This window comes from Candidatus Methylacidiphilales bacterium, assembly GCA_033875315.1.
Lineage (GTDB): Bacteria > Verrucomicrobiota > Verrucomicrobiia > Methylacidiphilales > CAZTYG01 > JANRJG01.
In genome coordinates this window covers 118,086-143,884 of record JANRJG010000041.1, presented here as the reverse complement: position 1 = coordinate 143,884, position 25,799 = coordinate 118,086, and the positions used below count along the sequence as shown (strand labels likewise).

Below are 25,799 nucleotides of genomic sequence, written 5' to 3'. Positions count from 1 at the left end.
GGCTTTTTGGCCCCAGCCCGGAGGGTGATGGCGGCACCTGCCCGCCCCCTTCGTCGTCCCTTCCTTGCGTATCTCGTCCCGATATGCGCGGTCACTCCTCCTCGGGCCCGGGCAGGTGGCACTCATCACGCGGGCCACGGGGGTTATCCGGATAGGCTCTTAGTGGTTGGACCCATTGTCATGGAACAAGCCCGCTTCCGTAGGTGGTCGCAGGCTTTGCGCTCCGGCCACGCGGTGAATCAAAGGAGAGCGACGTCGGGCAGGCGGGACATGGCCTTGTCCAAGGTCAGGACCGTTAATCCGCGTTGCTGGTAATCGTCGGCGATCAGGCGGTCGAGCAAACCACAACCGCCCTGGGCTTCCAACAGTTCCCGGACACTCAATCCATTGAGGGGTGCGATGAGGCCGCTGGAAAAGAGGGTGAGGAATGCGGCGCGGGCGTCTTCCTTGGAGACTCCGTAGTGGTGCTGTAGGGAGATGTAGGCTTCGCCGATGACTTGGTTGGAGGCGAGAATTTCGGCATCAGGCGCCTGGGCGAGTAAGCGTTCCAGAGCGCGGACTGTCTTGCGGTAGCCTTCCTCGGGATCGCCAGTCAGAAGGCGGACGAGGATGGAAGTATCAATCCCGTAGGGCGCGGTCATGCGGTTGGCGTCGGAAGGTCTGGATGTCGAAGGTGCCCTGACCCTTGCGCAAGTGGCCGCGGAGGGGGGCGAGCTTGGTGGCATCGACGCGGCGGGCACGGAGGAGGAAGCCGCCGGAGGTGGGTTGGATTTCGAGCCGGTCCCCGGGGCCCACGCCCATGGCGTCGAGCACCCGTGCTGGGAAGGTCACCTGGCGTTTGCTGGTGATTTTGGCGATCATTCCGGGAATGATAAGTCACATTACCCGAAATGTCAAAAAGTAAGGAGCAAAGGGCCGGGGAAAGTCATGTTTGAAGCGCTAATTCACGTCAATGGACGCGAATCTCGGAGGTAAGATTGCGGGTCTGGAGTTTGGAACGAATCGAGCCCACGCCATCTACCACGGATGATAAAAAAACGATCACGCCTTGAAGAGCTGCCCCATCTTTTGTCCGAGGAGTTTGGAGGCGCCGAAGAGGCAGGCGGCCAGGAGTCCCATGGCCAGGACGCCGAGGGCGCAGGCGATCGACGGGGCGGTGGGGGTGATGCGGCCCATGAGCATGTAAACGGCTTTGGTCACGGGGTAGAAGACAGTCTCTTGCGCAAGGATCATGCCGTTGCTGACATCGAGCATGGCGAAGGAGAAGGTCAGGATGGTGCCGGCGATGAGGTTGGCGCTGAGCAGGGGCAGACTGATCTGCAACAGCGTTTTCCACGGGGTGGCACCCAGGTTGGCCGAGGCTTCCTCGAGGGAAACGTGGGTTTGCTGGAATCCGGCGTAGGCGGCACGGACAATATAGGGCAGGCGGTGGATGGCGTAGGCGATGACCAGCAAAAGGGTGGGGTTTTTGCGCGGGTCGAAGAGGGTGAGCCAGGCCGCGTTCCAGTCCGTCCATGATTCGGGGAAGACCGGGCGGCTGAAGGCCACGAAGTAAGCAAAGGCGAGCACGAGGCCGGGAAGGGCCAGGGGGATCATGGCCATGATATCGAGGAGGTTTTTCCCGCGGAAGTTCTCTCGAGCCAGCATGTAGGCCACGCAGAACCCGAGGACGAGGTCGAGCGAGGCCGAGGAAACAGCGTAGATGAGCGAATTCTTGATGCTGAGCGAAGTCAGGTCGGTGCGGAAGATTTCGCCGTAGTAGGCAGCGGACCATTCCGAGGGGAAGACACTGAAGAACCACTTGGCCGAGAAAGACTGGATGATGACCCCTAGGTGGGGCAGGAGGGAAACCCCGATCAAGAGAGCGACGGCGGCGGTCATGAACCACCCTTTGGCGGGGGAGAGGCGGTGGATGTCATCGTAGCTGGCGCTCCGTCCCAACATGGCGTAATTGCCCTCGCCGAGCTTTTTCCCGAGGAGGAAGAGGAGGGAGACCAGGATGAGGGTGATGACCACGAGGGCGTAGCCGAGGGGGTTGTCGGCTTGGGTGACGAGGTTGAAGATTTGCGTCGGGACGGTGGTCTGGAACTCGAACATCAGGGGAACACCGAGGTCGGTGAAGGCGGCGACGAAGACCAATGTTGATCCGGCGAAGATCCCGGGCAGGGCGAGGGGCAGCGTGACGGTGCGGAAGATACGGGAGCCACCAGCCCCGAGGTTGCGGGCGGCATCGCGCAGGCTGGGGTCGAGGTTGGCCAGGGCGGCCTGCACGCTGAGATACATGATCGGGTAGAGGTGCAGGACCTGGAGCAGGATGATGCCGGCGAAACCACCCTCGCCGAACCAATCCGGCGGATGTTTCAGGTCGACCAGCCTGCATTGGCTCAAGAGGAGATTGAGGCTGCCGAAGCGGGAGAAGAATTGTTTCAAACCGATGGCGCCGACAAAGGGGGGAAGAATGAGGGGCAGGAGCATGGCCCCGCCCAGGAGTGCCTTCCCGGGGAAGTCGCATCGGAGGAAAAAGTAGGCCAGGGGGACGGCGATGAGCAGGGTGAAGAAGGTGGACCAGCAAGCGATGAGCAGGCTGTTGGTGAAACATTCGCGGTAGAAGGGGTTCTCGAAGATGATGCGGAAGTAATCGAGGGTGAACGTGCGGGAGCCTCCGGCCTCGATGAAGAACGCGCCCTGGAGGAGATAGCCCACCGGGTAGATGAGGAAGAGTCCAAAGAAGAGGACAAGGAAGGGGAGGAGGAGTTTTTTCATGCCGGGAGAGACTGTTTGAACAGAAGGTAACAAAGGAAACTGAGCAAGGCAGGGAATGGGGTTGGGTCAGGAAACAAATTTAAGGAGGTCTTTTTCTTCAACACGGAGACGCAGCGTGGAACCCTCGGCATGGTAGTCGGGGAGCCAGGCTTTCACTTCCTCGGCGGTGTCCATTTTCACCGTGACCTGGTTCTTGCTGCCGAGATAGGAGGAGAAGACAACCTTTCCCGGGAGGCCGTCGGGATGGACGGACACTTTTTCCGGCCGGAAGCCGACCTGGCCGTCTGCCCCGGGGGCGAGTTTCTGGGCGATGGCCGAGGAGGCGGGGAAGAGGTTGATCTCGCCGATGAAAGAAGCGACGAAGGCATTGGCCGGGCGGTTGTAGATGTCCTGCGGCGTGCCGATCTGCTGGATTTTTCCGGCGTTCATGACCGCGATGCGGTCGGCCAGAGAGAGGGCTTCCTCCTGGTCGTGGGTGACGTAGACGCTGGTGATGCGGGTGGCGGCGTGGATTTTTTTGATTTCCTCGCGCAGCTCGATCCGCAGCTTGGCGTCGAGGTTGGAGAGGGGTTCGTCGAAGAGCAGGAGGTCGGGCCGGACCACCATGGCCCGGGCCAGGGCGACGCGTTGTTGCTGGCCGCCGGAGAGTGAGGCGGGTTTGCGGTCGGCCAGGGCGGCCATCTTCACCTGGGCCAGGGCGTCGTTGACGCGGGTTTTTAGCTCGGCCTCCGGGGTTTTGCGGACGCGCAGGCCGTAGGCCACGTTTTCGAAGACGGTCATGTGGGGCCAGACGGCGTAGTTTTGGAAGACGAGGGCGGTGTTGCGCTCGTGCGGGGGGACCGCGTTCATCCGGCGGTCGCCAAAGTGGATGTCGCCCTCCTCGGGGTGGTAGAATCCGGCCAGCATGCGCAGGAGGGTGGTCTTGCCGCAGCCTGAGGAACCGAGAAGGAAGAACATCTCGCCGTCCTGGATCTCGGCGCTGACGTGGTCGACGATGGTGGTGGTGCCGAAGCGTTTGACGATTTGGGAGAGGGTGATTTTCATGGTGTGAGGCTGTCGGCTGTCGGCTGTCGGCTTTCAGCCAAGGCAGGTTGTGGGGGAGAGACGGGTGGAAGGAGTTTCAGCGCCATTGTTTTGTTGGCTGACGGCTGAGGGCTGACAGCCGATAGCTTCTTGAATCGTTCGACCGAGCGGGCCATCCATTCGTTTTCCAGACGTCGGGCGCGGAGCTTGTCTTTGCGCCAGACGGCGGCCAGTTCTGTCGCTTCGGCCTCGCTGATGAGCGGGCGGGTGAATTCCGCCAGGGCAGGGCCTCGCAGGGGCTCCGGGAGGGTGAGGAGGTGGCGCCAAGCGGCGCGGAGGTGGGAGTGGACATCGATGACCCCTTGGCCGATCAGGGCGTTGACCACGTTCCAGCGCTTGCTGCCCATGGGGGAGTCGTAATGGAAGGGGTAGTCGATGGCAAAGGGGTTGAGGGGGACGAGCAGATCGGTCAGGTCGCCCTGGTAGTCGCGGGGGAGCACCCCCATGCGGGTGATGCCAAAGCGGGTGGCGCCGCCGGGTGAGCCGGTGGGTTTCATCCAGAGGTTCTGGCCGGGCGCGGACATGGCGAAGATGAGGAAGGCCTCGGCGGCATCGCGGTGGGGGGCACCCTTGAGAATGGCGATGCCGTCGGGGTTGATGACCGAGACGCCCCGGGGGATGGTGAAGCGGACGTTGTCCTTGCCGACAAAGGCTTGTTGGGTCATGCCGTTGATATCGATGGAAACCGCGTAGGCGGCGTCGCCGGTGGTGACTTCTTTGGTGGGGGAGGAGCTGGTTTGGAGGAAGGATTTGACATTGCCGCTCATGCGATAGATGACGTCCCAGCCCTTCTCCCATCCGTAGGCCTGGAGGATGATCTCGTAGATCATGTGCACGCTGCCGCTCTTGCGGGGGTCGGCCGAGCTGACCCAACCCTCGAGTGCGGGCTGGCCGAGGTCCTCCCAGGTCTCCACCGGGGGGAGGCCGACCGTCCGGGTCACCCGGCGGTTTTCCAGGATGCCGAACGAGGACAGGGCGGCGCCATAGAAAGTGAAATCGGGATCAACGATGGGGAAGCCGCCGATGTGGGTGGGGATTTCCCGGAGGATCTCGTCGGGGAGTTTGAAGGGGGCCAGTTGCCCCTTGGCTTTCTGGCTTTCAAAGGGATCGATACCGCCGCCGAAGAAGACATCAATGCCGCAGGTGTGGGGAGTGGCTTTGTACGTGGCGTCGAGGGCTTTTTCAATCTGCGATGTGCCGCCCATGTCCCGCCAGCGGACGGTGATGGAACGACCGGTGCGCGCCTGATACCAAGCGGGGAAGGCGACCCCGAACTCATATTGGATGCCTTCCCAGTGGGGAGAAACGATGATGAGTTCGTCTTGTGCTCGGATCGAGTGACACGGGATTGTCACAATGGCCAGGATCATCGCCGCAAGAGCCAAAGACTTCGGTGTTCCAACGATAAAAGCCACTCAGGTTTCTTGCCGAAAGCGGCGGGGGAGTGCAAAACAAAAACTCCGGGGCGGGAAAAGGCAGTTGCGGCGCTGTGAGCGCGAAGCCCTCCAAGATTTCCTTGTGGTTAGCTACATAGATACTGTCGGCGCGCAGTTTACGGTGGATGATTACCCGCGTCCAAATGGAGACCCTCTTATTGATGAGTGGAAAAATGGAACCAATTTTGCTGACGCTGGAGATGGCAAAAGGTATGAAGGTGATAGAAATAATGATGTCGAAGTAGATGGGTTTGACCTGACCCCCAAAGTGGGACGCATCAAAAGTAGAGGTCGGTCCCTTGGTTGATGTTGTTTCCGCGCTCTGACGGAGCTTCGCTCTCCCGTAAGGCATTTTATTGCCCACTCCACACTCCATACTCCCGCGCCGGGCATGGGCACAAAAAAACCGGAAGGGGACACCTTCCGGTTTTTTGGAGGGAAGGTCAGCTCAGCTGACGAACTTCTTCAGGCGCTTGAGGCCTTCCTCGATATTTTCCATGCTCGTGGCGTAGGAGAGGCGGATGGTCTTGTCATCGCCGAAGGCCACGCCGGGGACGACGGCGACTTTTTGGTCTTCCAGCAGTTTTTCCGCGAATTGGACCGAGGATTGGCCGCTGCGGCTGATGTCGACGAGGACGTAGAAGGCACCCTGTGGTTTGACGTAAGCCAGGGAGGAAATGCCGTCGAGCAATTCGCACATGCGCAGGCGGCGCTTGTCGAATTCCGCCCGCATCTCTTCGACGCAGTCCTGGGGTCCCTTGTAGGCGGCCAGGGCGCCTTTTTGGGCGAAGGAGGTCGGGTTGGAGGTGCTGTGGCTCTGGAGGGAATCGATCTTGGCGGCCACGTCCTTGGGGGCCGCGAGATAGCCGAGGCGCCAGCCGGTCATGGCGTAGGGCTTGCTGAAGCCGTTGACCACGATCGTGCTGTTGTAGACCTCGTTGCTGAAGCTGGCCACGGAGACGTGCTTGGCCCCGTCGTAGATGAGCTTTTCGTAGATCTCGTCGGAGAGGATCTGGATGTCGTCGTCGAGGGCGACTTCGACCAGGGCGGCGAGTTCGTTTTCGGTGTAGATCGTCCCGGTGGGGTTGCCCGGAGTGTTTAGGATGATCATCTTGGTCAGCGGGCTGGTGTATTCGCGGAAAAGATCGGGGGTGATCTTGTAGTGGTTTTCCGCCGAGGTGGGGACGATGACCGGTTCGCCGCCGACCAGTTTGACCATTTCAGGGTAGCTCAACCAGTAGGGGGCGGGGATGAGGACTTCGTCACCGGGGTTGATGGTGGCGAGGAGGGCGTTGAAGCAGGCGTGCTTGGCCCCGCAGGTGACGATGATCTGGGAAGGTTCGTAGTCGAGGCCGTTGTCCTTTTTGAGTTTTTCGGCGATGGCTTCGCGGAGTTCGGGGATGCCGGAGGAGGGGGTGTATTTGGTGAAGCCGGCATCGAGGGAGCCCATGGCGGCGGCTTTGATGTGTTCCGGGGTGTCCATGTCGGGTTCACCGGCACCGAACCCGATGACGTCGACCCCCTTGGCTTTGAGGGCTTTGGCCTTGGCATCAATGGCCAGGGTGAGGGAAGGGGTCAATTTTTGCACGCGTTCTGCTGTATCCATAAGGGTCTCCGTTTTAGACGCCGTCCGGGGGTTCGACCAGCCCTTATTTTGACGGGGCTGGAAATTTATGGCAATGAGGGGGATGGAACATCGTTGGGCCGCATTGTTTGATTGGGACGGGGTCATCGTGGATTCGTCGCGGGCCCACCGGATTTCTTGGGAGCAACTGGCGCTGGAAGAGGAGCGGGTCCTGCCGGAAGATCATTTTGAAAGGAGCTTCGGAATGAAGAACGCGCGGATCATTCCGGAATTGCTGGAATGGAGCCGCGAGCCGGCAGAGATCAAGCGGCTGTCCAACCGGAAGGAGGCCTTATACCGGGAGATCATCCGCGAGGAGGGGATTGAAGCGCTGCCGGGCGTGGGAGCCTTGCTGGGGTCGCTGCGTGATGCCGGGGTGCCCTGTGTGGTGGGTTCTTCCACCGACCGGGAGAACATCGTGACCATCCTGGGGATGTTGGGATTGCGAAATGCCTTCGATGGGATGGTGACCTCGGAGGATGTCACTTTGGGCAAGCCGCATCCGGAGGTATTCCTCAAGGCGGCGGCACTGGCCGGGGTGGAACCGGGACGGTGTGTGGTTTTTGAGGATGCCCCGGTCGGCATCCAGGCCGCGCGGGCGGCGGACATGAAGGTGGTGGCCTTGGCCTCTTCCCATCCCCGGGAACGGTTGGAAGGGGCCGACCGGGTGGTGGCTCATTTGGGGGAAGTCGATCTGACGATGCTCCTCGGGCTTTGGCCGGGGGAATTGTGACCGTCTTGTAGCGGAGTGTGCGCAAGTCTGTGACACGCCGGATTTAGTGTTTCGAGGTGGAAGTTGCCTCCCAACCATGGGTCCGGGGCCGCTACCGCGTCCTGCATGCCGTGGGGGCGGGTGGTTTGGGCTCTGTCAGTTATGCCTGGGATGAAGAACTCCAGCGGGCGGTGGCGATCAAGCGGCTCTTCCAAAGGAGCGAAGACACGACCCGGGCATTGGAGGAAGCCTGGCAGGAGGCCCGCACCTTGGCGGCGATCCAGAACCCCCACATCCTGACATTGTTTGATTTTGGCACCGATGACCAGGGGCCCTACTTCATCATGGAGTTTCTGGAGGGCGAAACCCTCGACCGGGCTTTGGAGCGGGGGCCGCTGAACCTGGCTGATGCGGTGGAAATGGCCCGGCAGGTATTGGAAGGACTGAGCGCGGCCCATGGGAAGGGCATCCTGCACCTCGACCTCAAGCCCTCGAACCTGATGCTCCAGCGCACCGCGTCGGGAAAACTGCATGCCAAGATCCTTGATTTCGGTCTGGCGCGCTTCCAAAAACAGATCGATATTTCGGGGCCGCCACAGGGCGAAAGTGGCGGGGTGATGGGCACCGTCTATTACATCAGCCCCGAGCATCTGGAGAGCGGAGCCCTCGGGCCGCAGACCGACCTCTATGCGTTGGGGCATGTGCTTTACCAGTCTTTGGTCGGGCGGCCCGCTTTCACGGGCCACTCGATCCAGGAAGTGGTGGCCCATCATCTGGAATCGGAACCGGCCTCGGTGCGGGAATACCGGCCCGATGTCGGTCCCCAGTTGGCGGATTGGTTGCACAGCCTGATGAAACGCCTTCCCTCCGACCGGCCGGCCGATGCCATGGAAGCCCTCAACCACTTGAGGCGGTTGGACGCCTTGAATCTGACGTCGTCCCGCCCGGTGCTTTCCGTGGCGGTGGAGCCAGCGTCCTCTCCGCGGAGCGGGATCCGGCCATGGGTGGCCGGAGGAGTTGCCCTTCTTCTCCTGGGAAGCGTTGCGGGCTGGAAAATGACGCAACCGGTATCCTCTGAGTTGGCTTCCTCCGGGCGGATCGATCCGCCGCCCCAACAGAAACAGACCCCACTACCCCGTGCTTCCAGGCCCGGGGTTCAGCCGCTCTTCCCGCCGGCTGTGGCCGGGGACAGGTCCGTGACCCCAACGGCTCCTGGTCCGGAGGAGAGGGCTTTTGCAGCGGATCATCTGGCCGCCCTCCGAGAGCGCATCGGACAGGAGGTGGTGGTTCGGGGCAAGATCGTCAAGTCGGGGCAGAACCGCGACGACAGCGTGCGGTATCTGAATTTTACGGCCGATTACCAGCAGTCGATTGGCCTGGTTTTTTTTGTCAGTGACCAGCCGGTGGATTTTTCCGCGGAAAAGCTGGCGGAATATGTCGGCAGGGAGATCGAGGTCCGGGGAGCGGTGCAGGAGTATCGCGGGGCCCTGCAGATCCGGGTCCGCACACCGGAGCAGATCCGTGTGACCAGGCCTTGAGTGGCGGACGGATAATCATTTTCCACCCTGCCTCTGCGTGTGGAGATTGCTTCGCGGGCGAAGCTTGGCAAACTAGGTCTACAGGACAAACGTTTGAACGCACCGGATTCCATGCCCAGTCCTTCGGCCAACGCGTTGTGGATCGCGGGGCGTTACCGCCTGTTGGCCCCGATCGGGGTGGGTGGACTGGGGGTGGTCTATTCTGGCTGGGACCACGAATTGAACCGGCCGGTGGCGGTCAAACGGTTGAAAGAGCGGCCGGATGCCTCGCTGCATGCCCTGATCGAGGAATCTTTCAACGAGGGCCGGGCCCTGGCCAGCCTCCGCCATCCCCATGTGGTCCGGTTCTACGATTTTGGGATCGACAAGGCCGGGCCTTATTTTGTCATGGAGCGGATTGATGGGGAAACACTGCACGAGCGCATCCAGGGTCCGCCGGTTTCCGTGAATGAATTCTGCCAGATTGCACGGATGTCCCTCGAGGGTTTGGCCGCGGCACACCGTCTGGGGATCATCCATCTGGATATGAAGCCCTCCAACATCATCCTGCACCCGACTTCGGATGGGAGACCCAGCCTCAAGCTCCTGGATTTTGGCTTGTCCAAGCTCCACCGGGATGTGCCGCATGAACCGGACCAGACGGGATCGGTGTATGGCACTTACCTGTATGTGGCTCCTGAACAGGTGACGCTGAGGCCTTTGGGCCCGCGCACCGACCTCTATTCCCTCGGGCATGTGCTTTACCACCTCCTGGCCCGCCAGCCGGCTTTTTTCGGTCCTTCGGTTCCGGAAGTTTTGGCCATGCACGTGAATCAGGATGCGCCTTCCATTCTGAACATCCGGCCCGACATGGGGACCGGGCTGGCGATCTGGTTGCACCAATTGATGCAGCGGGACCCGGCCCGGCGACCGGAAAGCGCGGAAGAGGCCATCCTGCAATTGTCCCGTTCGGAACGCACCGCGGCGGCTGCGGCGGCCGAGCAGGACACTTCCTTCCTCCGTCGTGTCACCAATCAAGCCGCCACCTCGGCCTCGGATTGGATCGGGGCCAAGCTTGGCCGGGGCAAAAAAAAGACTGATTAGTTCAAGGGGCTCCCATTTTTCATGGCCTCTGCCCTGGGTTTCCTGTCCGCCGTATCTTTGCCGTGGTTGATGCGGAGTCTGTGGTCCGGGCATGGAACATTTTGCATTTAATCTGCCGCTCATTCTCGTGCTCTCTGAATGGAAGAGAACGTGCACGAGAGCGAGTAAGAGAAACGAGTTGAGCCCATTGCTAATCAAACGCAAAGCACTCTAGGGAGTTAAACCAAATTGAATGGAGTGGGCGAAAAAGTGCCTTATGGGAGGGCGAAGCTCCTGCTGAGCCGGCCTTGGAATAAAGACATCAAACCGGCTCGGCAGGAGCCTCGCCCTCCCGCTTATTCTGTCGCTCAGTCATTTTAATTTGGTATTAAGGGCACAAAAAAACGAAGCAGGGCATTCCCTGCTTCGTTTCGAGATGGGGATTGGTGGGTTAAAACAGGTTGATCCAGACGCGTAATCCGTTGTTGTTCCGCCAGTATCCCCGGTGATTATGGCGCGATTGATAAACGTGGTTGTAGCCGTTCCGGTCCCGATAAATGGGACCGTGGCCACGATGGTAGACGCTCCGGTTTGCGCGTTCGTATTGATAGGATTCGTTGCGGTGGCGGTGGCCGTCGCGCGCATCGACCGAGGTGATGGCCAAGAAGGGAAGGATCAGGCAGAGGGCTTTCACCATCCAGCCCAGGGGGCGATGGTTTCCCGATAGGATTTGTTTCTTGGAGTCCATCTTGGATCGCCGTGCCTTTCCGGAAATGGGGTCTTGTCCCCACGGCCGGCCGAAGGCACGTCTGGATGGGGCGGTGTGAGGAGGGTCTTACGCGCCCGGCTTTGCGCCTGGGCCGAATTCAACGGTGGAGCGAGGCTTCCAACAAGCGGGCCCCTTCGAGATAGCCTTCGTGCATCACGCTGGCACGGGTGGCGGCGAGGAAGATGGCCTCCATGGCGGGCACCCGGGTGTCGGCACCCAACAATTGGGCCGCCGCTTTGGGCAGGGCCAGGGGTTTGTTTTCCGTGATCGATTTATGGAAACGCGTCCCGGTTTCCTCGCCCAAGACGCCGTAGACCAGTTCGAAGTAGGCCGGATCGACGGGCACCCGGGCCATTTCCAGCAAGGCGAACCCCCGGTAGACGCTGGCCACTTGCGCAGCATGAAGGGAGGTGTGGTGCGCATGCAGGTGTGCGATGTAATCGGCCAGCGAGAGCCCGCGGTGTTGGGCGGCGCGGATTAGGTCATCACCAAGATAAACGGACTTGCGTGTTTTTTTCATCGGGGAAAGGTGGAGCCGCCGCTGCTTCCGGTCGAACTCGGCCAACAGGCTCCTGCCCGGATGGTCGATGAGGGAATCCAACGGCATGGGTCATCTTATACCGGAATGCCACCGGGCAAAAGTCAAAGCGACTGTCCCTACGTGGACTCGAACCACGATAACCGGTTTAGGAAACCAGTGCTCTATCCTGTTGAGCTATAGGGACTTGAAGAAAAAAATCAGCAGATCGGGACGATGACATTCATTCGGCTGGCGGAGGACCTTGGAAGAGGGATCGGGCCGCCGGGATTTGAACCCGGGACCTCTTGTACCCGAAACAAGCGCGCTACCAAACTGCGCTACGGCCCGATCGAAGGGATGGAATATCCCGCAAATGGTGTTGTCGTGCAAGTAAGGAGTTGGGGGCCGCATGCTGGGGCGGGGTCAGGTCACAGCGCTTTGCGATCGATGAATTCGACCTGGGTGCGGCTGCCCAGCAGCCAGATGTTTGGTTTGTCGGCATTCACGGCCGGATCACTGCAATCGAAGGGAATCCCCTCGATGATCAGGAGGTGGTCCCTGACCTCGAAGGGAAGGATGTTCCCGTTGAGCTTGACCAGGTATCGGTCCGGGACGAGGTAGGTTTTGAGCAAGAGTTGCTTGGGCGAGAGCTTCCGACTGGCCGTGGCCATGAAGTAAAGGGCGCCGGCAACCAAGACGATCATGCCGCCAAAAGTCAGGGTGGTGTAAAATTTTGGCAAAAGATAGTCCCAGATTTCCGAGGAATCCTGGAAGGTGGCGCCGAGGGCCGCGTAGTCGGGCATGGAGATCGAGAACAGCGCGGCATAGGGCAGGGCATAAGTCAGGAAGGGGAAGGGGATCAACTGCAGTCCGAGCGTGGTCATCCCCCATCGCCTGTCCTGGAAAAAAACCACCAAAGCGCCTGCAGTCCAGAAAAGGCGAAGGAAAAGCCAAAGCGCCTGGGGATCTGACCGGAGCGCCTGGTGCCAGCCGGCAAACACATTCCCGTCCAGCGCCACTGCCTCCGGCTGAACCGGTGCGGCTGCGGGGGCATTCGCGTCGACCACCTCAGAAGGTGGTTTGAAGGCGCTGAACAATTCCGGCAACCGGAGCGCGGGAAAGGGGATGTTCTTTTTCCCGACAATGTTGTCCGGATGGCGGACCACATCCATCAATTCATGGTAGCCCGGGGAGGTGTCCGGTCCCCGGGTTTTGACCCCGGGAATTTCTTCCAGCGGCAGATGGATGAAATAGGGCAGGATGTTGGCCGCAAGGAGCAGGCCGTAGAGCACCGGACGTTGCCGGGTCATCCAGAAAGCCAGGCCCAAGAGAAGCAACAGGTCCAACGCCATGTTGACCAGCATGAACAACTCCACGCCAGTGATCTCCATAAACATGGGCTAGCCCATCAGGCAGGCACGGACAAGCGGTTTCAACGTTTCCGACCGCGGATTGACGGCCTCCCCGGATTCTGGCTTGATCACAGGCTCATGCAACAATTCGGTATTGGATTGGTCGGTTGTGGAATCGTGGGCGGAGGCGTGGTCCGCCACCTCCAGGCCAATCGTGACCTCCTCACCGAACGCTGCGGCGCCCGCCTCGACATTGTGGGAGTGGCCGTCCGCGACCCCGCCAAGGCCCGTGACACCGCCGGGGCTCCCGTCACGGATGACTGGAAAGCGCTTGTCCACAATCCCGCCGTTTCCATCGTTGCCGAATTGATGGGCGGGACCACCACCGCCCGGGAAGTGGCCGAAGCCACCCTGCGCGCCGGCAAATCGCTCGTCACCGCCAACAAGGCCCTGCTGGCCGATTGTGGGAATGAACTGTTCGCTCTGGCGGAGCAACACCAGGCTTCGATCTATTTTGAGGCCAGCGTTGCCGGTGGCATCCCCATCATCAAGGCCCTTCGCGAAGGCCTCCGGGCCAACCGCATCCTTTCCATCCACGGCATCATCAACGGCACCTGCAACTACATCCTCAGCCGCATGGCGGAGGAGGGTTTGGATTATGCCGAGGTATTGGCCGATGCCAAACGACTGGGCTACGCCGAGGCTGATGAAGCCTTGGATGTCGATGGCATCGACGCCGCGCACAAGGCCGCCATCCTCGCCTCCCTGGCCTACGGATTCTGGGTGCGGATGGACCAGCTTTCAGTCGAAGGCATCCGCGCGGTCACCGCACTGGACATGGCCTTCGCCCGCAAACTGGGTTATACCATCAAGCTGCTGGCCCGCATCCGCCCGGATGCCCAAAATGCCGTCGCCGTCCGCGTCAACCCCACCCTCGTCCCCTTGGACCATGTCCTCGCATCCGTTTCCGGTGTCTACAACGCCGTGGCCGTCGAGGGCGATGTGGTCGGACGGACGCTTTTCTACGGTCGCGGGGCCGGGCCGGATGCCACGGCCAGCGCCGTTCTGGGCGACTTGTCCGAGGCCGCCATCGATCGCATGCATGGCGTCGGATTCCGCCGCCTGGCCTCCCACACATGTTACCAGGGGACGGTGCCCCGCGGGGAAATGGTTTCGCGCTTCTATGTCCGCCTGGGAGTGACCGACAGGCCGGGCGTCCTCGCCCGGGTGGCCGATGTCTTCGGCCGCCACCGCATCGGCATTTCCTCGGTCTTCCAGCCCGAAGGACATCAAGGCGGATCCGTTCCCCTGGTCATGCTGCTGGACGATGCCCGCGAAGCGGATTTCGCCGCCGCTTTGGCGGAAATCGAGCACCTGGACGTGGTCCACTGTCCGTCACAGGTCATCCGCGTGGAGGATTTTTCATGAACCAACCCTGGCCCGGCCTCATCGAGCACTACCGTGCTTATCTTCCCGTTACCGATAAAACCCCCGTGGTGACCCTCCTCGAGGGCAACACCCCGCTCATCCCCGTTCCGCGGCTGGCCGCGGCCATCGGGGCCGACGTCACCCTCTATCTCAAATACGAGGCCCTCAACCCCACGTGTTCGTTCAAGGACCGCGGGATGACCCTGGCCATGTCGGTGGCCAAGGAGCGCGGCGCCCGGGTGGTGGCCTGCGCCAGCACCGGCAACACCTCAGCCGCCGCTGCCGCCTATGCCGCCCGCGCCGGCATGAAGGCCGTGGTCGTCCTGCCCCACGGCAACATAGCCATGGGCAAACTCGCCCAGGCCCTCATCTACGGCGCCCAGATCATCCCCATCACCGGGAATTTCGACGACGCCCTGAACCTCGTCCGCGAGCTTGGCAAACTGGAGCACTTCGAGGTCGTCAATTCGATCAATCCGGTCCGCATCGAGGGCCAGAAAACGGCCGCTTTCGAGATATGTGACGTCCTCGGCCGCGCCCCGGACTACCATTTCATCCCCGTCGGCAATGCCGGCAACATCACCGCCTATTGGAGCGGATTCCGCGAATACCACCAAGCGGGCAAATCAACCTCCCTCCCCAAGATGATGGGTTGGCAGGCCGCAGGCTCCGCCCCGATTGTCGACGGGCACATCATCGAGCATCCTGAAACCGTGGCCACCGCCATCCGTATCGGCAACCCGGCCAGTTGGCAGCCCGCGCTCGAGGCGGCGCGCGATTCCGGTGGAAAAATCGACAAAGTCACCGACGCGGAAATCCTTCATGCTTACCAACTGCTCGCCGCCACGGAGGGGATCTTCGTCGAACCCGCCTGTGCCGCCCCCCTGGCCGGCCTGATCAAGATGACCCGGACGGCGCCGTTGCCGGCGGGAGCCCTGGTCACGGCGACCATGACCGGGCACGGACTCAAGGACCCCGACCGGGCCATCCGATGCGCCGCCCAGGAATTGAATCCCATACCACCCACCTTGGAAGCCGTGCTCAAGGCAGTGGGGGTTTGATTCCACGCACGCCTCGAATGATGCGACTGTCCATATGAATCGCATCCTCATCACCGGTGGCGCCGGTTTCATAGGTTCCCATTTTGTCCGCCATGTCCTGGGCTCCACAGCCCGGCCTGTGGACCGCTTGGTGGTCCTCGACGCGCTGACCTATGCCGGCGTTCGGACGAATGTGCCCGACGATCCGCGTGTGGTCTTTGTCCACGGCGATATCCTGGATGCGGACCTCGTATCCGGCCTGCTCCGCGTGCACGGTATCGGACGGCTGGTCCATTTTGCCGCTGAATCGCACGTCGACCGTTCCATCGACACCCCGGAGCCGTTTGTACAAACGAACGTGGTGGGCACGCTGCGGCTGCTGGATGTCTTCCGTCGTCATTGGAAGGCCGCCCCGGAGGCGGCCCGTGCCGCGATGCGGTTCCTGCATATTTCCACCGATGAGGTCTTTGGTTCACTCGGACTTGAGGACCCGGCCTTCTCCGAGACCACGCCCTACGCTCCCAACAGTCCCTACGCTGCGTCCAAGGCCGGGAGTGACCACTTGGTGCGCGCGGCGCACCACACTTATGGACTCCCGGTTCTTCTGACCAACTGTTCCAATAATTACGGTCCGCGCCAGTTCCCGGAGAAGCTGATCCCCCTGATGATCCTCAACGCTCTTGAGGGCAAGCCCCTGCCCATTTATGGTGATGGGGCCAACATCCGCGATTGGCTCTATGTCGAGGACCATTGCACCGCCATCGCCCGTGTCCTGGAGGCTGGAGTTCCCGGGGAATCCTACAACATCGGCGGAGCATCCGAGCGCACCAACCTGGTGCTGATCGACGCCCTCATCCGTCTGCTCGACGAACTGGCACCGCGGGCTGGAGGAGGCTCTTATGCCGTATTGAAAAGCTTTGTTCCCGACCGGCCGGGCCATGACCGCCGCTACGCCATGGACATCCGCAAAATCCAGCGCGAGCTGGGTTGGTCGCCCCGCTGGACATTGGAAACCGGCCTGCGCGAAACCGTGCAATGGTATTTGCAGAACCGCCAGTGGTGCGACAACATCACGGCTAAGAAGTATGCCCGGGAGCGCCTCGGTTCCCGGAATTGAATTCTTCCCGGAGACCCGTCCATGCAACGCAAAGGCATCATCCTCGCCGGAGGCAGCGGCACCCGTCTTTTCCCCCTGACCAAGGCGGTGAGCAAGCAACTGCTCCCCATATATGACAAGCCCATGGTCTATTACCCGTTGTCCGTGCTCATGCTCGCGGGCATCCGGGAGATTCTGGTCATCTCCACCCCGGAAGACCTCCCCCTCTTCCGGCGGCTGCTCGGAGATGGCAGTGCCTTCGGTATTTCCCTCCAATACGCCGAACAAGCCAGGCCCGATGGTCTGGCGCAGGCCTTCCTGATCGGGGAGAAGTTCTTGGACGGCGCGCCTTCCTGCCTGGTGCTCGGCGACAACCTTTTCTACGGGCATGCCCTGGGGGAGACCCTTCTTGAAGTTTCCAGTCTGGAACAGGGGGCGACCATTTTTGCCTATCATGTCGCCGATCCCCAACGCTATGGAGTGGTGGAGTTCGGTCCGGAAGGGCGGGCCGTTTCGCTGGAAGAGAAACCGGCACAGCCCAAGTCGAGTTTTGCCGTGCCCGGATTGTATTTTTATGATGGGCGCGCCCCGGAGAAAGCCCGGCAGCTCAAGCCCAGCGCCCGCGGGGAACTGGAAATCACCGCCCTTAATGAAACCTATCTGCGGGAGGGCGCTCTCCACGTTCGTATCATGGGGCGCGGGGTGGCTTGGCTGGACACCGGCACCCACGAATCGCTCCTGCAAGCGGGCCAGTTTGTCCAGGCCGTGCAGGAGCGGCAAGGCCTGCAAATCGCCTGCTTGGAGGAAATCGGTTGGCGTCAGGGCTGGTTGGATGCGGCGGCCTTGGAGCAATCAGTGGTCCGAATGGGCCGTAGCACCTACGCGGACTATCTTCGCAAACTATCGGCAACCGGCCTTAAATAATGGGGTCCGAGACCATTGAGTCATGAGTCGCTGTGATATCCTCATCGCCGGCGCGGGTTTCGCCGGGGCCGTCATCGCGGAACGTCTGGCCTCGCAGTTGGGCCTGCGATGTCTGGTGGTTGACCGGCGCACCCATATCGGTGGAAACGCCCATGACCACACCGATGCCGCCGGGGTTCTGCTCCACACCTATGGTCCGCATTATTTCCGCAGCAATTCCGAACGGATCGTCGCCTACCTCGGGCAGTTCACCGAATGGCATGCCGTCGAGTACAAGATCCTCTCGCGGGTGGACGGGCGTTACTGGCAGTTCCCGATCAACCTCAACACCTTCGAGCAACTCATCGGACGATCCTCCACTCCCGAGGAAATGCAGGCCACCCTGGAAGAGTGGCGGGTGGATATTGCCGAGCCGAAGAATTCCGAGGAGGTGATCGTCTCCCAGGTGGGTTGGAAGCTTTATGAGATGTTTTTCAAGAACTACACCGGCAAGCAGTGGCGGCGCGATCCCAAGGAACTGGACGCCAGTGTCTGTGGTCGCATCCCCATCCGCACCAACCGCGACGATCGTTATTTTTCGGAAAAATTCCAAGCCCTGCCCAAAGAAGGATACACCCGCATGTTTGAGAAGATCCTCGACCATCCGCTCATCGAGGTCCGGTTGGGGACCGACTACCGTTCCATCCAAGGCGAAACCGGTCACCGTCATCTGGTATATACCGGGGCCGTGGATGAGTATTTCGACTGTTGCCACGGGCCGCTACCCTATCGTTCCCTGCGTTTCGAGCCCGAAACCCTGGCCCGGGAATACTTCCAGCCGGCCATGCAGGTCAACTACCCCAACGACGAGGCCTTCACCCGCATTGTTGAATTGAAACACGCCACCGGCCAGAAGCTCCCGGTGACGACCATTGTGCGCGAATACCCCGAGGACTACGGGCCGGGCAAAGAGGCCTATTACCCCATCCCGGCCCCTGACGCCCGGGCCTTGTACGAAAAATACCGTTTGATGGCCGAGGCCGAGCCGAATACCAGTTTCATCGGACGCCTGGCCACCTACCGCTACTACAACATGGACCAAGTGGTGGGCATGGCTTTGGCGGAATTCGACCGCATCGCCCCGTCACTGAAAAGTTGATTCAACATACTCGACACCCGTTGGGGTCTTTCTAGCTTGCATTATGGTTTTGTTGTTGGGTGCCACGGGATATGTCGGGAAAGCCTTCCAGCGTGCGCTTGGGCAGAGGGGGATCTCCTTTTATGGTCCCGTGCGCGGTCAGCGGGACTATGGTATTCCGTGGGTCTTGGGGCAATTGCTGGATGAAATCCAACCCACGCTGGTGATATGTGCGGCCGGTTTTACGGGTATCCCCAACGTCGAGGCCGCGGAACGGCAAAAAATACGCTGCCTGGAAGCCAATCTGGCCTTTCCAGTCCGCTTGAGTGAGGCCTGTGCCGCCAGGGGCATTCCTTTGGGGCACGTCTCCAGTGGTTGCATTTACAGTGGATGCAAAAAGGAGGGACAGGGTTGGTGTGAAAGCGATTTGCCCAACTTTGATTTCCGTCACAACAACTCCAGTTTCTACAGCGGCTGCAAGGCATTGGCGGAGGAGATGCTGCGATTGAAGGAACAGGTTTGGATCTGGCGTCTGCGCCGCCCGTTCAACGGGGATGCAGAACCGCGCAATTATCTGTCAAAAATCATGGGTTACCCCTGCCATCTGGAATCGGAAAATTCGATCAGCCAAATCGATGAGTTCACGGCCGGATGTCTGGATTTGGCCATGAACCGGGCGCCTTTCGGGATTTACAACATGACCAATCCGGGAGTGGTGCGCACCTCGGAACTGACTGCCCTGCTCGTTCGGGCGGGCTTGATTGCCGGGCCCGTGCGCTTCTTTGCCGATTCCCAGGAATTTGTCTCGGTGGCCGGCCGCACCCCGCGATCGGAATGTGTTCTCGATTCCTCCAAAGCATTGGCCCAAGGGGTAAGGTTCACGGAGATACACGAAGCGCTGGAGCGCTCGGTGCGTGAACGGCGGACCGGCTCCTGACTCAAGCGCTGGTGTTCAGATACCAAGAATAGGTCTGGCGGATGCCTTCCTCCAGAGAGATCTGCGGGCTCCAGCCCATGGCCCGGATGCGGGAAATATCGAGGAGCTTGCGTGGCGTGCCGTCCGGCATGCGGGTGTCCCACTCGAGTCCGCCTGCGAACCCGGTGACCCGGGCAACGGTTTCTGCCAGTTCTTTGATGGTGACATCCTCGCCGCAGCCCAGGTTCACCGGTTCCCCTCCGTCGTAAACCTCCAGAAGCAGGAAACAGGCGGCGGCCAGGTCGTCGACGTGGAGGAACTCCCGGCGGGGGCTGCCGGTGCCCCAGAGGGTGACTTTGCCTCCGGAGGATTTGGCTTCGTGAAATTTGCGGATGAGGGCGGGGAGCACATGTGACGACTGGAGGTCGAAGTTGTCATGGGGTCCGTAAAGGTTGGTGGGCATGGCGCTGATGAAGGAGGCGCCGTACTGTTTGCGGTAGGCCTGGCAGAGTTTGATCCCGGTGATCTTGGCCACGGCATACCACTCGTTGGTCGGTTCGAGCGGCCCGGTGAGGAGGGCGTCCTCGCGGATGGGCTGGGGCGCCAGCTTCGGATAGATGCACGAACTGCCGAGGAAAAGCAATTTACGCACCCCGGCCGTGTGGGCGGCGGATATGATGTTGTTCTGGATACGCAGGTTGGTCAGGAGGAAATCGACAGGGAAGTCGTTGTTGGCCTTTATGCCGCCGACCTTGGCCGCGGCATCGATGACGTAATCCGGCTTTTCCTGGATGAAAAAAGCGCGAACGGCGGCCTCGTCCTCAAGATTGACCTCTTGGCGGGTGCGTGTCACCAGTTCCAGTCCGGGATGATGACCGGCGGCACGGCAGAGGGCGCGGCCGACGAGGCCGCGGTGGCCGGCGATGAACAATTTTCCCTGAAGGGTGCTCATGTCCTGGGGTGGTGTGGCTCCTCAGGCCCGCACATGCTGACCGGCCAGTTCCTCGTCGAGAAGGTGGATATCAGCGTCGACCATGATTTCGACCAGTTCCTTGAACTTGACCCGGGGTTCCCAGCCGAGCTGGCGGCGGGCCTTGGAGGGGTCGCCGATGAGCAGATCGACTTCTGCCGGGCGTTCGTAACGGGCGTCGTGTTCGACATAATCGCGGTAGTCCATCCCGGCACGACCAAAGGCCAATTCTAGAAACTCACGCACACTGTGTGTCTCCCCGGTGGCGACCACATAGTCGTCGCCCTTTTCCTGTTGGAGCATCATCCACATGGCCTCGACGTAATCGGGGGCGTAGCCCCAGTCCCGCTTGGCCTCAAGGTTGCCCATGTGGAGCTTTTTCTGGAGACCTTTCTTGATGCGGGCGACCGCGCGGGTGATCTTGCGTGTGACGAAGGTTTCCCCGCGCCGCGGGGATTCGTGGTTGAAGAGGATGCCATTGGTGGCATGGAGGCCGTAGCTTTCGCGGTAATTGACAGTTAGCCAGTAGGCGTAGACCTTGGCGGCGCCGTAGGGGCTGCGGGGATAGAAAGGGGTGGTTTCCTTCTGGGGCACTTCCTGGACCAGTCCATACATCTCGCTGCTGGAGGCCTGGTAGAAGCGGCTCTTCGGACAGGATCGGCGCATGGCCTCGAGGAGGCGAGTGGTGCCCAGGCCGGTGACGTCGCCGGTGTATTCCGGGATATCGAAGCTGACCCGGACATGGCTTTGGGCGCCGAGGTGGTAAATCTCGTCCGGCTTGATGTCCCCCACGAGGGAGAGCGTCGAACTGGAATCGGAAAGGTCGCCATAGTGGAGGAAAAGCCTGCGACTCCCGTCCTGCGGGGATTGGTAGATGGGTTCGATGCGGTCGGTGTTGAAGCTGGAGGACCGGCGCATGATGCCATGGACGGTGTATCCTTTTTGTAGAAGCAGCTCTGCGAGGTAGGAACCGTCTTGGCCGGTGATGCCGGTGATGAGTGCAGTGGGCATCCGAGGGTTTTATCGAAACATCGAGGGGCTGTCGAGAAGGAGTAGAATGACAGAGGAAAAACTGGGGCGTCGTCCTGCGCCTGCAGAAGCAAGATTGTCCCCGCTGTTTGGTGGATATCTTCCGCAGGTGATTACAAGGAGGATATTGAGCCGGCTTGAAAAGGGGTTTAGTTTGAAATTTGGCCAATCGCTTCGGGGGTCGAAAAAGCAGTTGATGGGCAGCTTGGGCCGGTTCATTGATTTTGGTTCGGCTAAACGTTTCGCGTCATTTATAAAAACCCTCGTATCAATAGGACCTGTAAATTGAACGGAAAGCCGCAGCTATGTATTCATCGATCGATTGGTGTGTGATTGTGCCCATGGCCAATGAGGAGGCGGACTTCGAAGCATTTGCCGCCGTTCTCCGTGGCACGCTGGACCAGATCGGCAGTGGGGTGGTCTATTTCATCGTGGACCATGTATCGAAAGACCGGACACTGGAGCTCTGCCGCGAATGGGAACAAAAAGACCCCCGTTTCCGCACCTGCTGGGCACCCGACAACAGGAATGTGGTGGATGCCTACCTGCATGGTTTCCGCGAGGCCTTGGCCCGCGGTCATCAGATCGTGATCGAGATGGATGCCGGCCTTGCGCACGACCCACGGGCCCTGCCTATGTTTCTCCGGGTGTTGAACGAAGGCAACGAATGCGCCTTCGGCAGCCGTTACATCAACGGGGGATCGATGGCGGATTCCCCCTGGAGCAGGAGATTGCTTTCCAAGGGCGGCACGCTGGCCGCACAGATCCTGCTCGGGGCCAGGCTGGCCGATATGACTTCGGGCTTCCAAGGTTTCCATCGCAATGTACTGCAAAAACTGGTGGACTATCCGTTGCTCTCCCGGGCGCATTTTTATCAGACGGAAGTGCGCCACTTGCTTCGGCACCACCGGTTGATCGAGGTGCCGATCCACTACCGCGCCCCTTCTCCGCGGGTTTCCGAAAATGCCATCAAGAATTCCCTCCTGGTCCTGTGGCATTACTTCCTGTTGCGGCTGATGGGGAAGAGCCCCCAAATCGAATGAAACATCATGACTGAGCTTGGTTGCAACATGGATCCGATTCCTTTCGGGCAGGGGGCCCTGGTCGTCACCTCGATTTCGGCGCCCAATCCCGTTTTGCGCGCCCTGGCCCAGGGTGCGGCGGGTGCGGGTTGCCGGTTCATCGTCGCGGGTGACACCAAAAGCCCGGATCATTTTCTGCTGCCGGGTTGTGAGTTCCTTTCCGTTGACCAGCAGAGGCAAATGCCGTTCCAATACGCCGGGCTTTGTCCGACCCGCTCCTATACCCGGAAGAACATTGCCTACCTCGCGGCCATTGCGGGCGGGGCGCGGTTTATTGTCGAGACCGACGATGATAATTTTCCTCGTCCTGATTTTTGGGCACCGCGCAACCGCTTGGTGAATGGGGATGCGGTGGAAGCCTCGGGATGGGTCAATGTCTATGGCCATTTCGCGGATGATTTTATTTATCCCAGGGGGTATCCGCTGGACGGCGTTCGCTCGGCCGGCTCGGTTCCGCCTCGTCTGCCGAACGCGTTCTCCGGGGCTTGTCCCATCCAACAGGGTTTGGCGGATGAAAATCCCGATGTGGATGCCGTCTACCGCATGCTTTATCCCCTGCCCTTCAACTTCCGCAAGGACCGGCCCATGGTTTTGCAAAAAAACCAGTGGTGCCCGTTCAACAGCCAGAACACGACGTTCTTCCCCGAAGTCTATCCCCTCCTCTACCTCCCGGCCCATTGCAGCTTCCGGATGACGGATATCTGGCGCAGCTTTGTCGCCCAACGCATCCTGTGGACCTGTGGATGGGGGCTTTCTTTCCACTCGGCCACCGTCTGGCAGGAACGGAATGAGCACAGCCTGATCGTGGATTTCCGGGATGAAGTGCCGGGTTATCTGCATAATCGCCACATCGCCGAGGCTTTGGAGCGTTTGGATTTACCCCAGGGGCCTGCGGCCATTACGGCCAATATTCGGGCCTGCTATGGAGAACTCATCGCGAAGGGGTGGATTGGTCCAGAGGAAATGGATTTGCTGGATGCTTGGCTGAAGGATTTGCTGGATCTGCCCGGTCATTCCTCGTTTCCCCAGAAGGCTGGGGACGCCGGGCCCGCATCAGTACACCGGGGTGTATGACAGGCGGGTGGACATGCAGGACGCACCTTGAATGCTGGTGTGGCCATCAATCAAGGTGCGGGCGTCTTGAGCCCGGATTCACGCGGGTTCAGAAAATCAATCCACTTGGATGTTGAGCGTATGCGACCGAACCTTCGGGCGCTGAACCGCAATGGCCATCAACCATCGTCTTCACCGGGTCTCCTTGCTTGGAGCCATTCCGGTTTAACTGGATGCAATTCCTTGTATGGGTTGGAGAGGGGCTTCGGGGAAGATTTGGATACCGAACAAGACCCGTCAGGGTGTAGCCTTTGTTTTGTCGTGTCTGTCGGTTCTCGTTCCGTGCCCGGTGGCATAAGGGCAGGGACGTGGCGCTGGTCAAGGGGCGGCCGGGCGCCAGTTCTTCAAACACCATTCGATGGAGTCATGTACTTCCCTGAGAACGATGCCATGCGTAGCCAACTTGGATGAGTCAAGAACGCAACTGGCCCGCGGTGTGGTCGCGGCCAGTTGCATGAATTCATCCTCGGACTCGAAAAACTGGAAGCCTCCGGGGCGTCCAAGACCGTATTTTTCAATGAGGGCGGCCACCTCGCGGGTGGTGACCGAGCCGGGATTGGTCATATTGTAGGTGCCATAGGGAAGCCGTTTGGACCAGGTTTCACAACAGGCCCGGACGAAATCGTCTACCTGGGAAATGGAGTTGCGCACATCGAGGAGACGGGAGTAGCGCATGAGTTTGGTGAGGTAATTGCGAGGATGGTCGAACTCATTGAAGGGAATGCGGAGTCGCCAGAGGAAACAGTTGGGGGCTTCTTTGAGAACTTCTTCGGCCAGGGCTTTGGAGCCGCTGTAGAAACTGCAGTTGTTGTGGCGGAAATCGAAGTTGGGTGGGTCTTCCTCGGAAAATCCCGAGCCGCAGGATTTGCTGCCGGTATAAATGCAGCCCGAAGAAACGTGACCCCAGGGCAATTGGTGATCGGCGCATATTTGGGCAATCATGCTTGGGAGATGGGTGTTGACCTCCAGGCACTCGGCCTTGCGGTCTTCTGCTGCGTCCACATTGGGTTTCCCTGTAAAGCCCGCGCAATTGACCAAGAAAGTGGGGCGGAGCTCCCGGATGGCTTTGGCCAGTGATTCCCTTGGGTCAGGTGAATGGGTCAGGGAAACAGCCTTGAAATCAAGGTTCCTGGAACGGTAGTGCGTTTGGAATGCCGAACCTATGTAACCGGAAGCTCCCAAAAGCAATATCATCTGCTTAGACTAATAGGGGTTTCCAAGGAATGACAACCCCGAAGCCGACAGGGTGGAAGTGGCTGATGAACGAAAACGCATGGTCCCCGGGCATCCCGTTAAGAATCGCCCGGACGGCGTGCCGTGACTTCACCAATGAGCTGGCGAATCCCCTCCGAAGCGGCTCTGGACCGGGTCGACGTATGGCCCGGAGCGGGCCATTAAGTTTCCGGTTTCCAGATTTCGCTTTCTTCAATAGGTTGTAGATATGAAAGCAGTTCTTTTGGCCGGAGGTTTGGGCACCCGACTCAGCGAAGAAACCTCCCTCAAGCCCAAGCCCATGGTCCAGATCGGGAATTATCCCATCCTTTGGCACATCATGAAGATTTACTCGGCCCACGGCATCCATGACTTTGTCATTTGCGCGGGTTACCGGGGATACCTGATCAAAGAATATTTCGCCAATTATTTTCTCCACCAATCCGATGTAACCTTTGACATGCGGGACAATAAAATGGAAGTACATGAAAAACGCACCGAGCCTTGGCGGGTCACCATCGTCGACACGGGTGAAGACACGATGACCGGTGGGCGGCTGAAGCGGATCGCTCCTTATGTGCAGGACGGTGCCTTCTGTATGACCTATGGAGATGGTGTGGGGGATGTTGACATCAAGGCGCTTATCGCCTTCCACAAGGCCCATGGGAAAAAGGCCACTTTGACCGCCGTGCAGCCCAGCGGGAGATTCGGTGCGCTGCAACTAGACGGGGACGAAATGGTTGCCTTCCAAGAGAAACCCAAGGGAGACGGCTCCTGGATCAACGGTGGTTTTTTTGTCCTCGATCCCTCGGTTCTCGGGCATGTGGAGGGTGATGGAACGCTTTGGGAAAAGGAGCCCATGGAGCGATTGGCCGCCGAAGGCCAGATGAGGGCCTTCAAGCACGAAGGATTCTGGCAGCCGATGGATACCCTCCGGGATAAGAATCACCTTGAAGAACTTTGGAACAGCGGGAAAGCGCCTTGGAAGGTTTGGTGACGCGGCTCTGTCGCGT

The 25,799-nt window shown here is 60.2% G+C and carries 25 protein-coding genes and 2 tRNA genes; 13 read left to right on the top strand and 14 right to left on the bottom strand.

Going from position 1 to position 25,799, the window contains the following annotated elements; all coding sequences use genetic code 11:
• Positions 1 to 239 precede the first annotated feature (239 nt).
• The 5 genes from SFU85_13560 to SFU85_13540 all read right to left on the bottom strand — a co-directional run bounded on the left by SFU85_13560 (position 240) and on the right by SFU85_13540 (position 5,201).
• A complete protein-coding gene (locus SFU85_13560; protein MDX6767803.1) occupies positions 240 to 641 on the bottom strand; it encodes a PIN domain-containing protein in 402 nt (133 codons plus the stop codon).
• Positions 619 to 861 (bottom strand): AbrB/MazE/SpoVT family DNA-binding domain-containing protein, encoded by a 243-nt coding sequence (locus SFU85_13555; GenBank protein MDX6767802.1) that lies wholly within the window; start codon positions 859 to 861, stop codon positions 619 to 621. Before SFU85_13555 ends, SFU85_13560 begins: the two co-directional genes overlap by 23 nt.
• A 180-nt stretch (positions 862 to 1,041) precedes the next feature.
• Positions 1,042 to 2,763, bottom strand: coding sequence for an iron ABC transporter permease (locus SFU85_13550; GenBank protein ID MDX6767801.1), 1,722 nt, complete (start codon positions 2,761 to 2,763; stop codon positions 1,042 to 1,044).
• Positions 2,764 to 2,829: 66 nt separating this feature from the next.
• Complete coding sequence (locus SFU85_13545) at positions 2,830 to 3,807, bottom strand: ABC transporter ATP-binding protein (protein MDX6767800.1); 978 nt, start codon at positions 3,805 to 3,807, stop codon at positions 2,830 to 2,832.
• Positions 3,804 to 5,201 (bottom strand): extracellular solute-binding protein, encoded by a 1,398-nt coding sequence (locus SFU85_13540; GenBank protein ID MDX6767799.1) that lies wholly within the window; start codon positions 5,199 to 5,201, stop codon positions 3,804 to 3,806. Before SFU85_13540 ends, SFU85_13545 begins: the two co-directional genes overlap by 4 nt.
• Position 5,202: 1 nt before the next feature.
• On the opposite strand from SFU85_13540, the gene SFU85_13535 reads away from it, so the two are divergent.
• Positions 5,203 to 5,589, top strand: a complete 387-nt coding sequence (locus SFU85_13535) for a hypothetical protein (GenBank protein MDX6767798.1) — start codon at positions 5,203 to 5,205, stop codon at positions 5,587 to 5,589.
• A gap of 141 nt (positions 5,590 to 5,730) precedes the next feature.
• On the opposite strand, the gene SFU85_13530 is transcribed toward SFU85_13535, so the two are convergent.
• Complete coding sequence (locus SFU85_13530) at positions 5,731 to 6,888, bottom strand: pyridoxal phosphate-dependent aminotransferase (protein ID MDX6767797.1); 1,158 nt, start codon at positions 6,886 to 6,888, stop codon at positions 5,731 to 5,733.
• Positions 6,889 to 6,970: 82 nt separating this feature from the next.
• On the opposite strand from SFU85_13530, the gene SFU85_13525 reads away from it, so the two are divergent.
• The 3 genes from SFU85_13525 to SFU85_13515 all read left to right on the top strand — a co-directional run bounded on the left by SFU85_13525 (position 6,971) and on the right by SFU85_13515 (position 10,239).
• The gene (locus tag SFU85_13525) at positions 6,971 to 7,639 is read left to right on the top strand and encodes an HAD family phosphatase (GenBank protein MDX6767796.1); all 669 of its coding nucleotides are present in this window, start codon (positions 6,971 to 6,973) and stop codon (positions 7,637 to 7,639) included.
• 56 nt (positions 7,640 to 7,695) lie between these two features.
• Positions 7,696 to 9,156: a serine/threonine-protein kinase gene (locus tag SFU85_13520; protein ID MDX6767795.1), complete on the top strand. Its 1,461-nt coding sequence runs from the start codon at positions 7,696 to 7,698 to the stop codon at positions 9,154 to 9,156.
• A 93-nt stretch (positions 9,157 to 9,249) separates the two neighbouring features.
• Positions 9,250 to 10,239, top strand: coding sequence for a serine/threonine-protein kinase (locus tag SFU85_13515; protein ID MDX6767794.1), 990 nt, complete (start codon positions 9,250 to 9,252; stop codon positions 10,237 to 10,239).
• Positions 10,240 to 10,669: 430 nt separating this feature from the next.
• Here the strand turns inward: SFU85_13515 and SFU85_13510 are convergent, their stop codons facing one another.
• The 5 genes from SFU85_13510 to SFU85_13490 form a co-directional block, all read right to left on the bottom strand.
• Positions 10,670 to 10,966, bottom strand: coding sequence for a hypothetical protein (locus tag SFU85_13510; protein MDX6767793.1), 297 nt, complete (start codon positions 10,964 to 10,966; stop codon positions 10,670 to 10,672).
• Positions 10,967 to 11,084: 118 nt separating this feature from the next.
• The gene (locus SFU85_13505) at positions 11,085 to 11,594 is read right to left on the bottom strand and encodes a hypothetical protein (GenBank protein MDX6767792.1); all 510 of its coding nucleotides are present in this window, start codon (positions 11,592 to 11,594) and stop codon (positions 11,085 to 11,087) included.
• A 45-nt stretch (positions 11,595 to 11,639) separates the two neighbouring features.
• Positions 11,640 to 11,712, bottom strand: a tRNA-Arg gene (locus tag SFU85_13500).
• Between the two features lie 69 nt (positions 11,713 to 11,781).
• Positions 11,782 to 11,855, bottom strand: a tRNA-Pro gene (locus SFU85_13495).
• An 80-nt stretch (positions 11,856 to 11,935) separates the two neighbouring features.
• Positions 11,936 to 12,898, bottom strand: a complete 963-nt coding sequence (locus tag SFU85_13490; protein ID MDX6767791.1) for a hypothetical protein — start codon at positions 12,896 to 12,898, stop codon at positions 11,936 to 11,938.
• A 99-nt stretch (positions 12,899 to 12,997) separates the two neighbouring features.
• On the opposite strand from SFU85_13490, the gene SFU85_13485 reads away from it, so the two are divergent.
• From SFU85_13485 to SFU85_13460, 6 genes are read left to right on the top strand one after another with little or no spacing between them, the layout of a single operon-like run.
• Positions 12,998 to 14,287, top strand: a complete 1,290-nt coding sequence (locus SFU85_13485) for a homoserine dehydrogenase (GenBank protein ID MDX6767790.1) — start codon at positions 12,998 to 13,000, stop codon at positions 14,285 to 14,287.
• Entirely contained in the window at positions 14,284 to 15,348 is a 1,065-nt protein-coding gene (gene thrC, locus SFU85_13480; GenBank protein MDX6767789.1) for a threonine synthase, read from the top strand. The genes SFU85_13485 and thrC overlap by 4 nt, the downstream gene beginning before the upstream one ends.
• 34 nt (positions 15,349 to 15,382) lie before the next feature.
• Positions 15,383 to 16,444 (top strand): dTDP-glucose 4,6-dehydratase, encoded by a 1,062-nt coding sequence (rfbB, locus tag SFU85_13475; GenBank protein ID MDX6767788.1) that lies wholly within the window; start codon positions 15,383 to 15,385, stop codon positions 16,442 to 16,444.
• A gap of 21 nt (positions 16,445 to 16,465) precedes the next feature.
• A complete protein-coding gene (rfbA, locus tag SFU85_13470) occupies positions 16,466 to 17,347 on the top strand; it encodes a glucose-1-phosphate thymidylyltransferase RfbA (GenBank protein ID MDX6767787.1) in 882 nt (293 codons plus the stop codon).
• Between the two features lie 22 nt (positions 17,348 to 17,369).
• Positions 17,370 to 18,485 carry a UDP-galactopyranose mutase gene (glf, locus tag SFU85_13465; GenBank protein ID MDX6767786.1) on the top strand — a complete coding sequence of 372 codons (1,116 nt, stop codon included), beginning with the start codon at positions 17,370 to 17,372 and terminating at the stop codon, positions 18,483 to 18,485.
• Positions 18,486 to 18,528: 43 nt separating this feature from the next.
• Positions 18,529 to 19,401 (top strand): sugar nucleotide-binding protein, encoded by an 873-nt coding sequence (locus tag SFU85_13460; protein MDX6767785.1) that lies wholly within the window; start codon positions 18,529 to 18,531, stop codon positions 19,399 to 19,401.
• A 1-nt stretch (position 19,402) separates the two neighbouring features.
• Here SFU85_13460 and SFU85_13455 read toward each other — a convergent pair whose 3' ends face one another.
• Both SFU85_13455 and gmd read right to left on the bottom strand, forming a co-directional pair.
• Positions 19,403 to 20,332 (bottom strand): GDP-L-fucose synthase, encoded by a 930-nt coding sequence (locus SFU85_13455; protein ID MDX6767784.1) that lies wholly within the window; start codon positions 20,330 to 20,332, stop codon positions 19,403 to 19,405.
• A 21-nt stretch (positions 20,333 to 20,353) separates the two neighbouring features.
• Positions 20,354 to 21,361 (bottom strand): GDP-mannose 4,6-dehydratase, encoded by a 1,008-nt coding sequence (gene gmd / locus SFU85_13450; protein MDX6767783.1) that lies wholly within the window; start codon positions 21,359 to 21,361, stop codon positions 20,354 to 20,356.
• Between the two features lie 323 nt (positions 21,362 to 21,684).
• Here gmd and SFU85_13445 point away from each other — a divergent pair, with 323 nt between their 5' ends.
• Positions 21,685 to 22,422, top strand: coding sequence for a glycosyltransferase (locus SFU85_13445; protein ID MDX6767782.1), 738 nt, complete (start codon positions 21,685 to 21,687; stop codon positions 22,420 to 22,422).
• A 27-nt stretch (positions 22,423 to 22,449) separates the two neighbouring features.
• Positions 22,450 to 23,535: an STELLO glycosyltransferase family protein gene (locus SFU85_13440; GenBank protein ID MDX6767781.1), complete on the top strand. Its 1,086-nt coding sequence runs from the start codon at positions 22,450 to 22,452 to the stop codon at positions 23,533 to 23,535.
• Positions 23,536 to 23,892: 357 nt separating this feature from the next.
• On the opposite strand, the gene SFU85_13435 is transcribed toward SFU85_13440, so the two are convergent.
• On the bottom strand, positions 23,893 to 24,768 hold the full coding sequence (locus tag SFU85_13435) for a sugar nucleotide-binding protein (protein MDX6767780.1): 876 nt from the start codon (positions 24,766 to 24,768) through the stop codon (positions 23,893 to 23,895).
• 247 nt (positions 24,769 to 25,015) lie between these two features.
• On the opposite strand from SFU85_13435, the gene rfbF reads away from it, so the two are divergent.
• The gene (rfbF, locus tag SFU85_13430; protein ID MDX6767779.1) at positions 25,016 to 25,783 is read left to right on the top strand and encodes a glucose-1-phosphate cytidylyltransferase; all 768 of its coding nucleotides are present in this window, start codon (positions 25,016 to 25,018) and stop codon (positions 25,781 to 25,783) included.
• Positions 25,784 to 25,799: the final 16 nt, after the last annotated feature.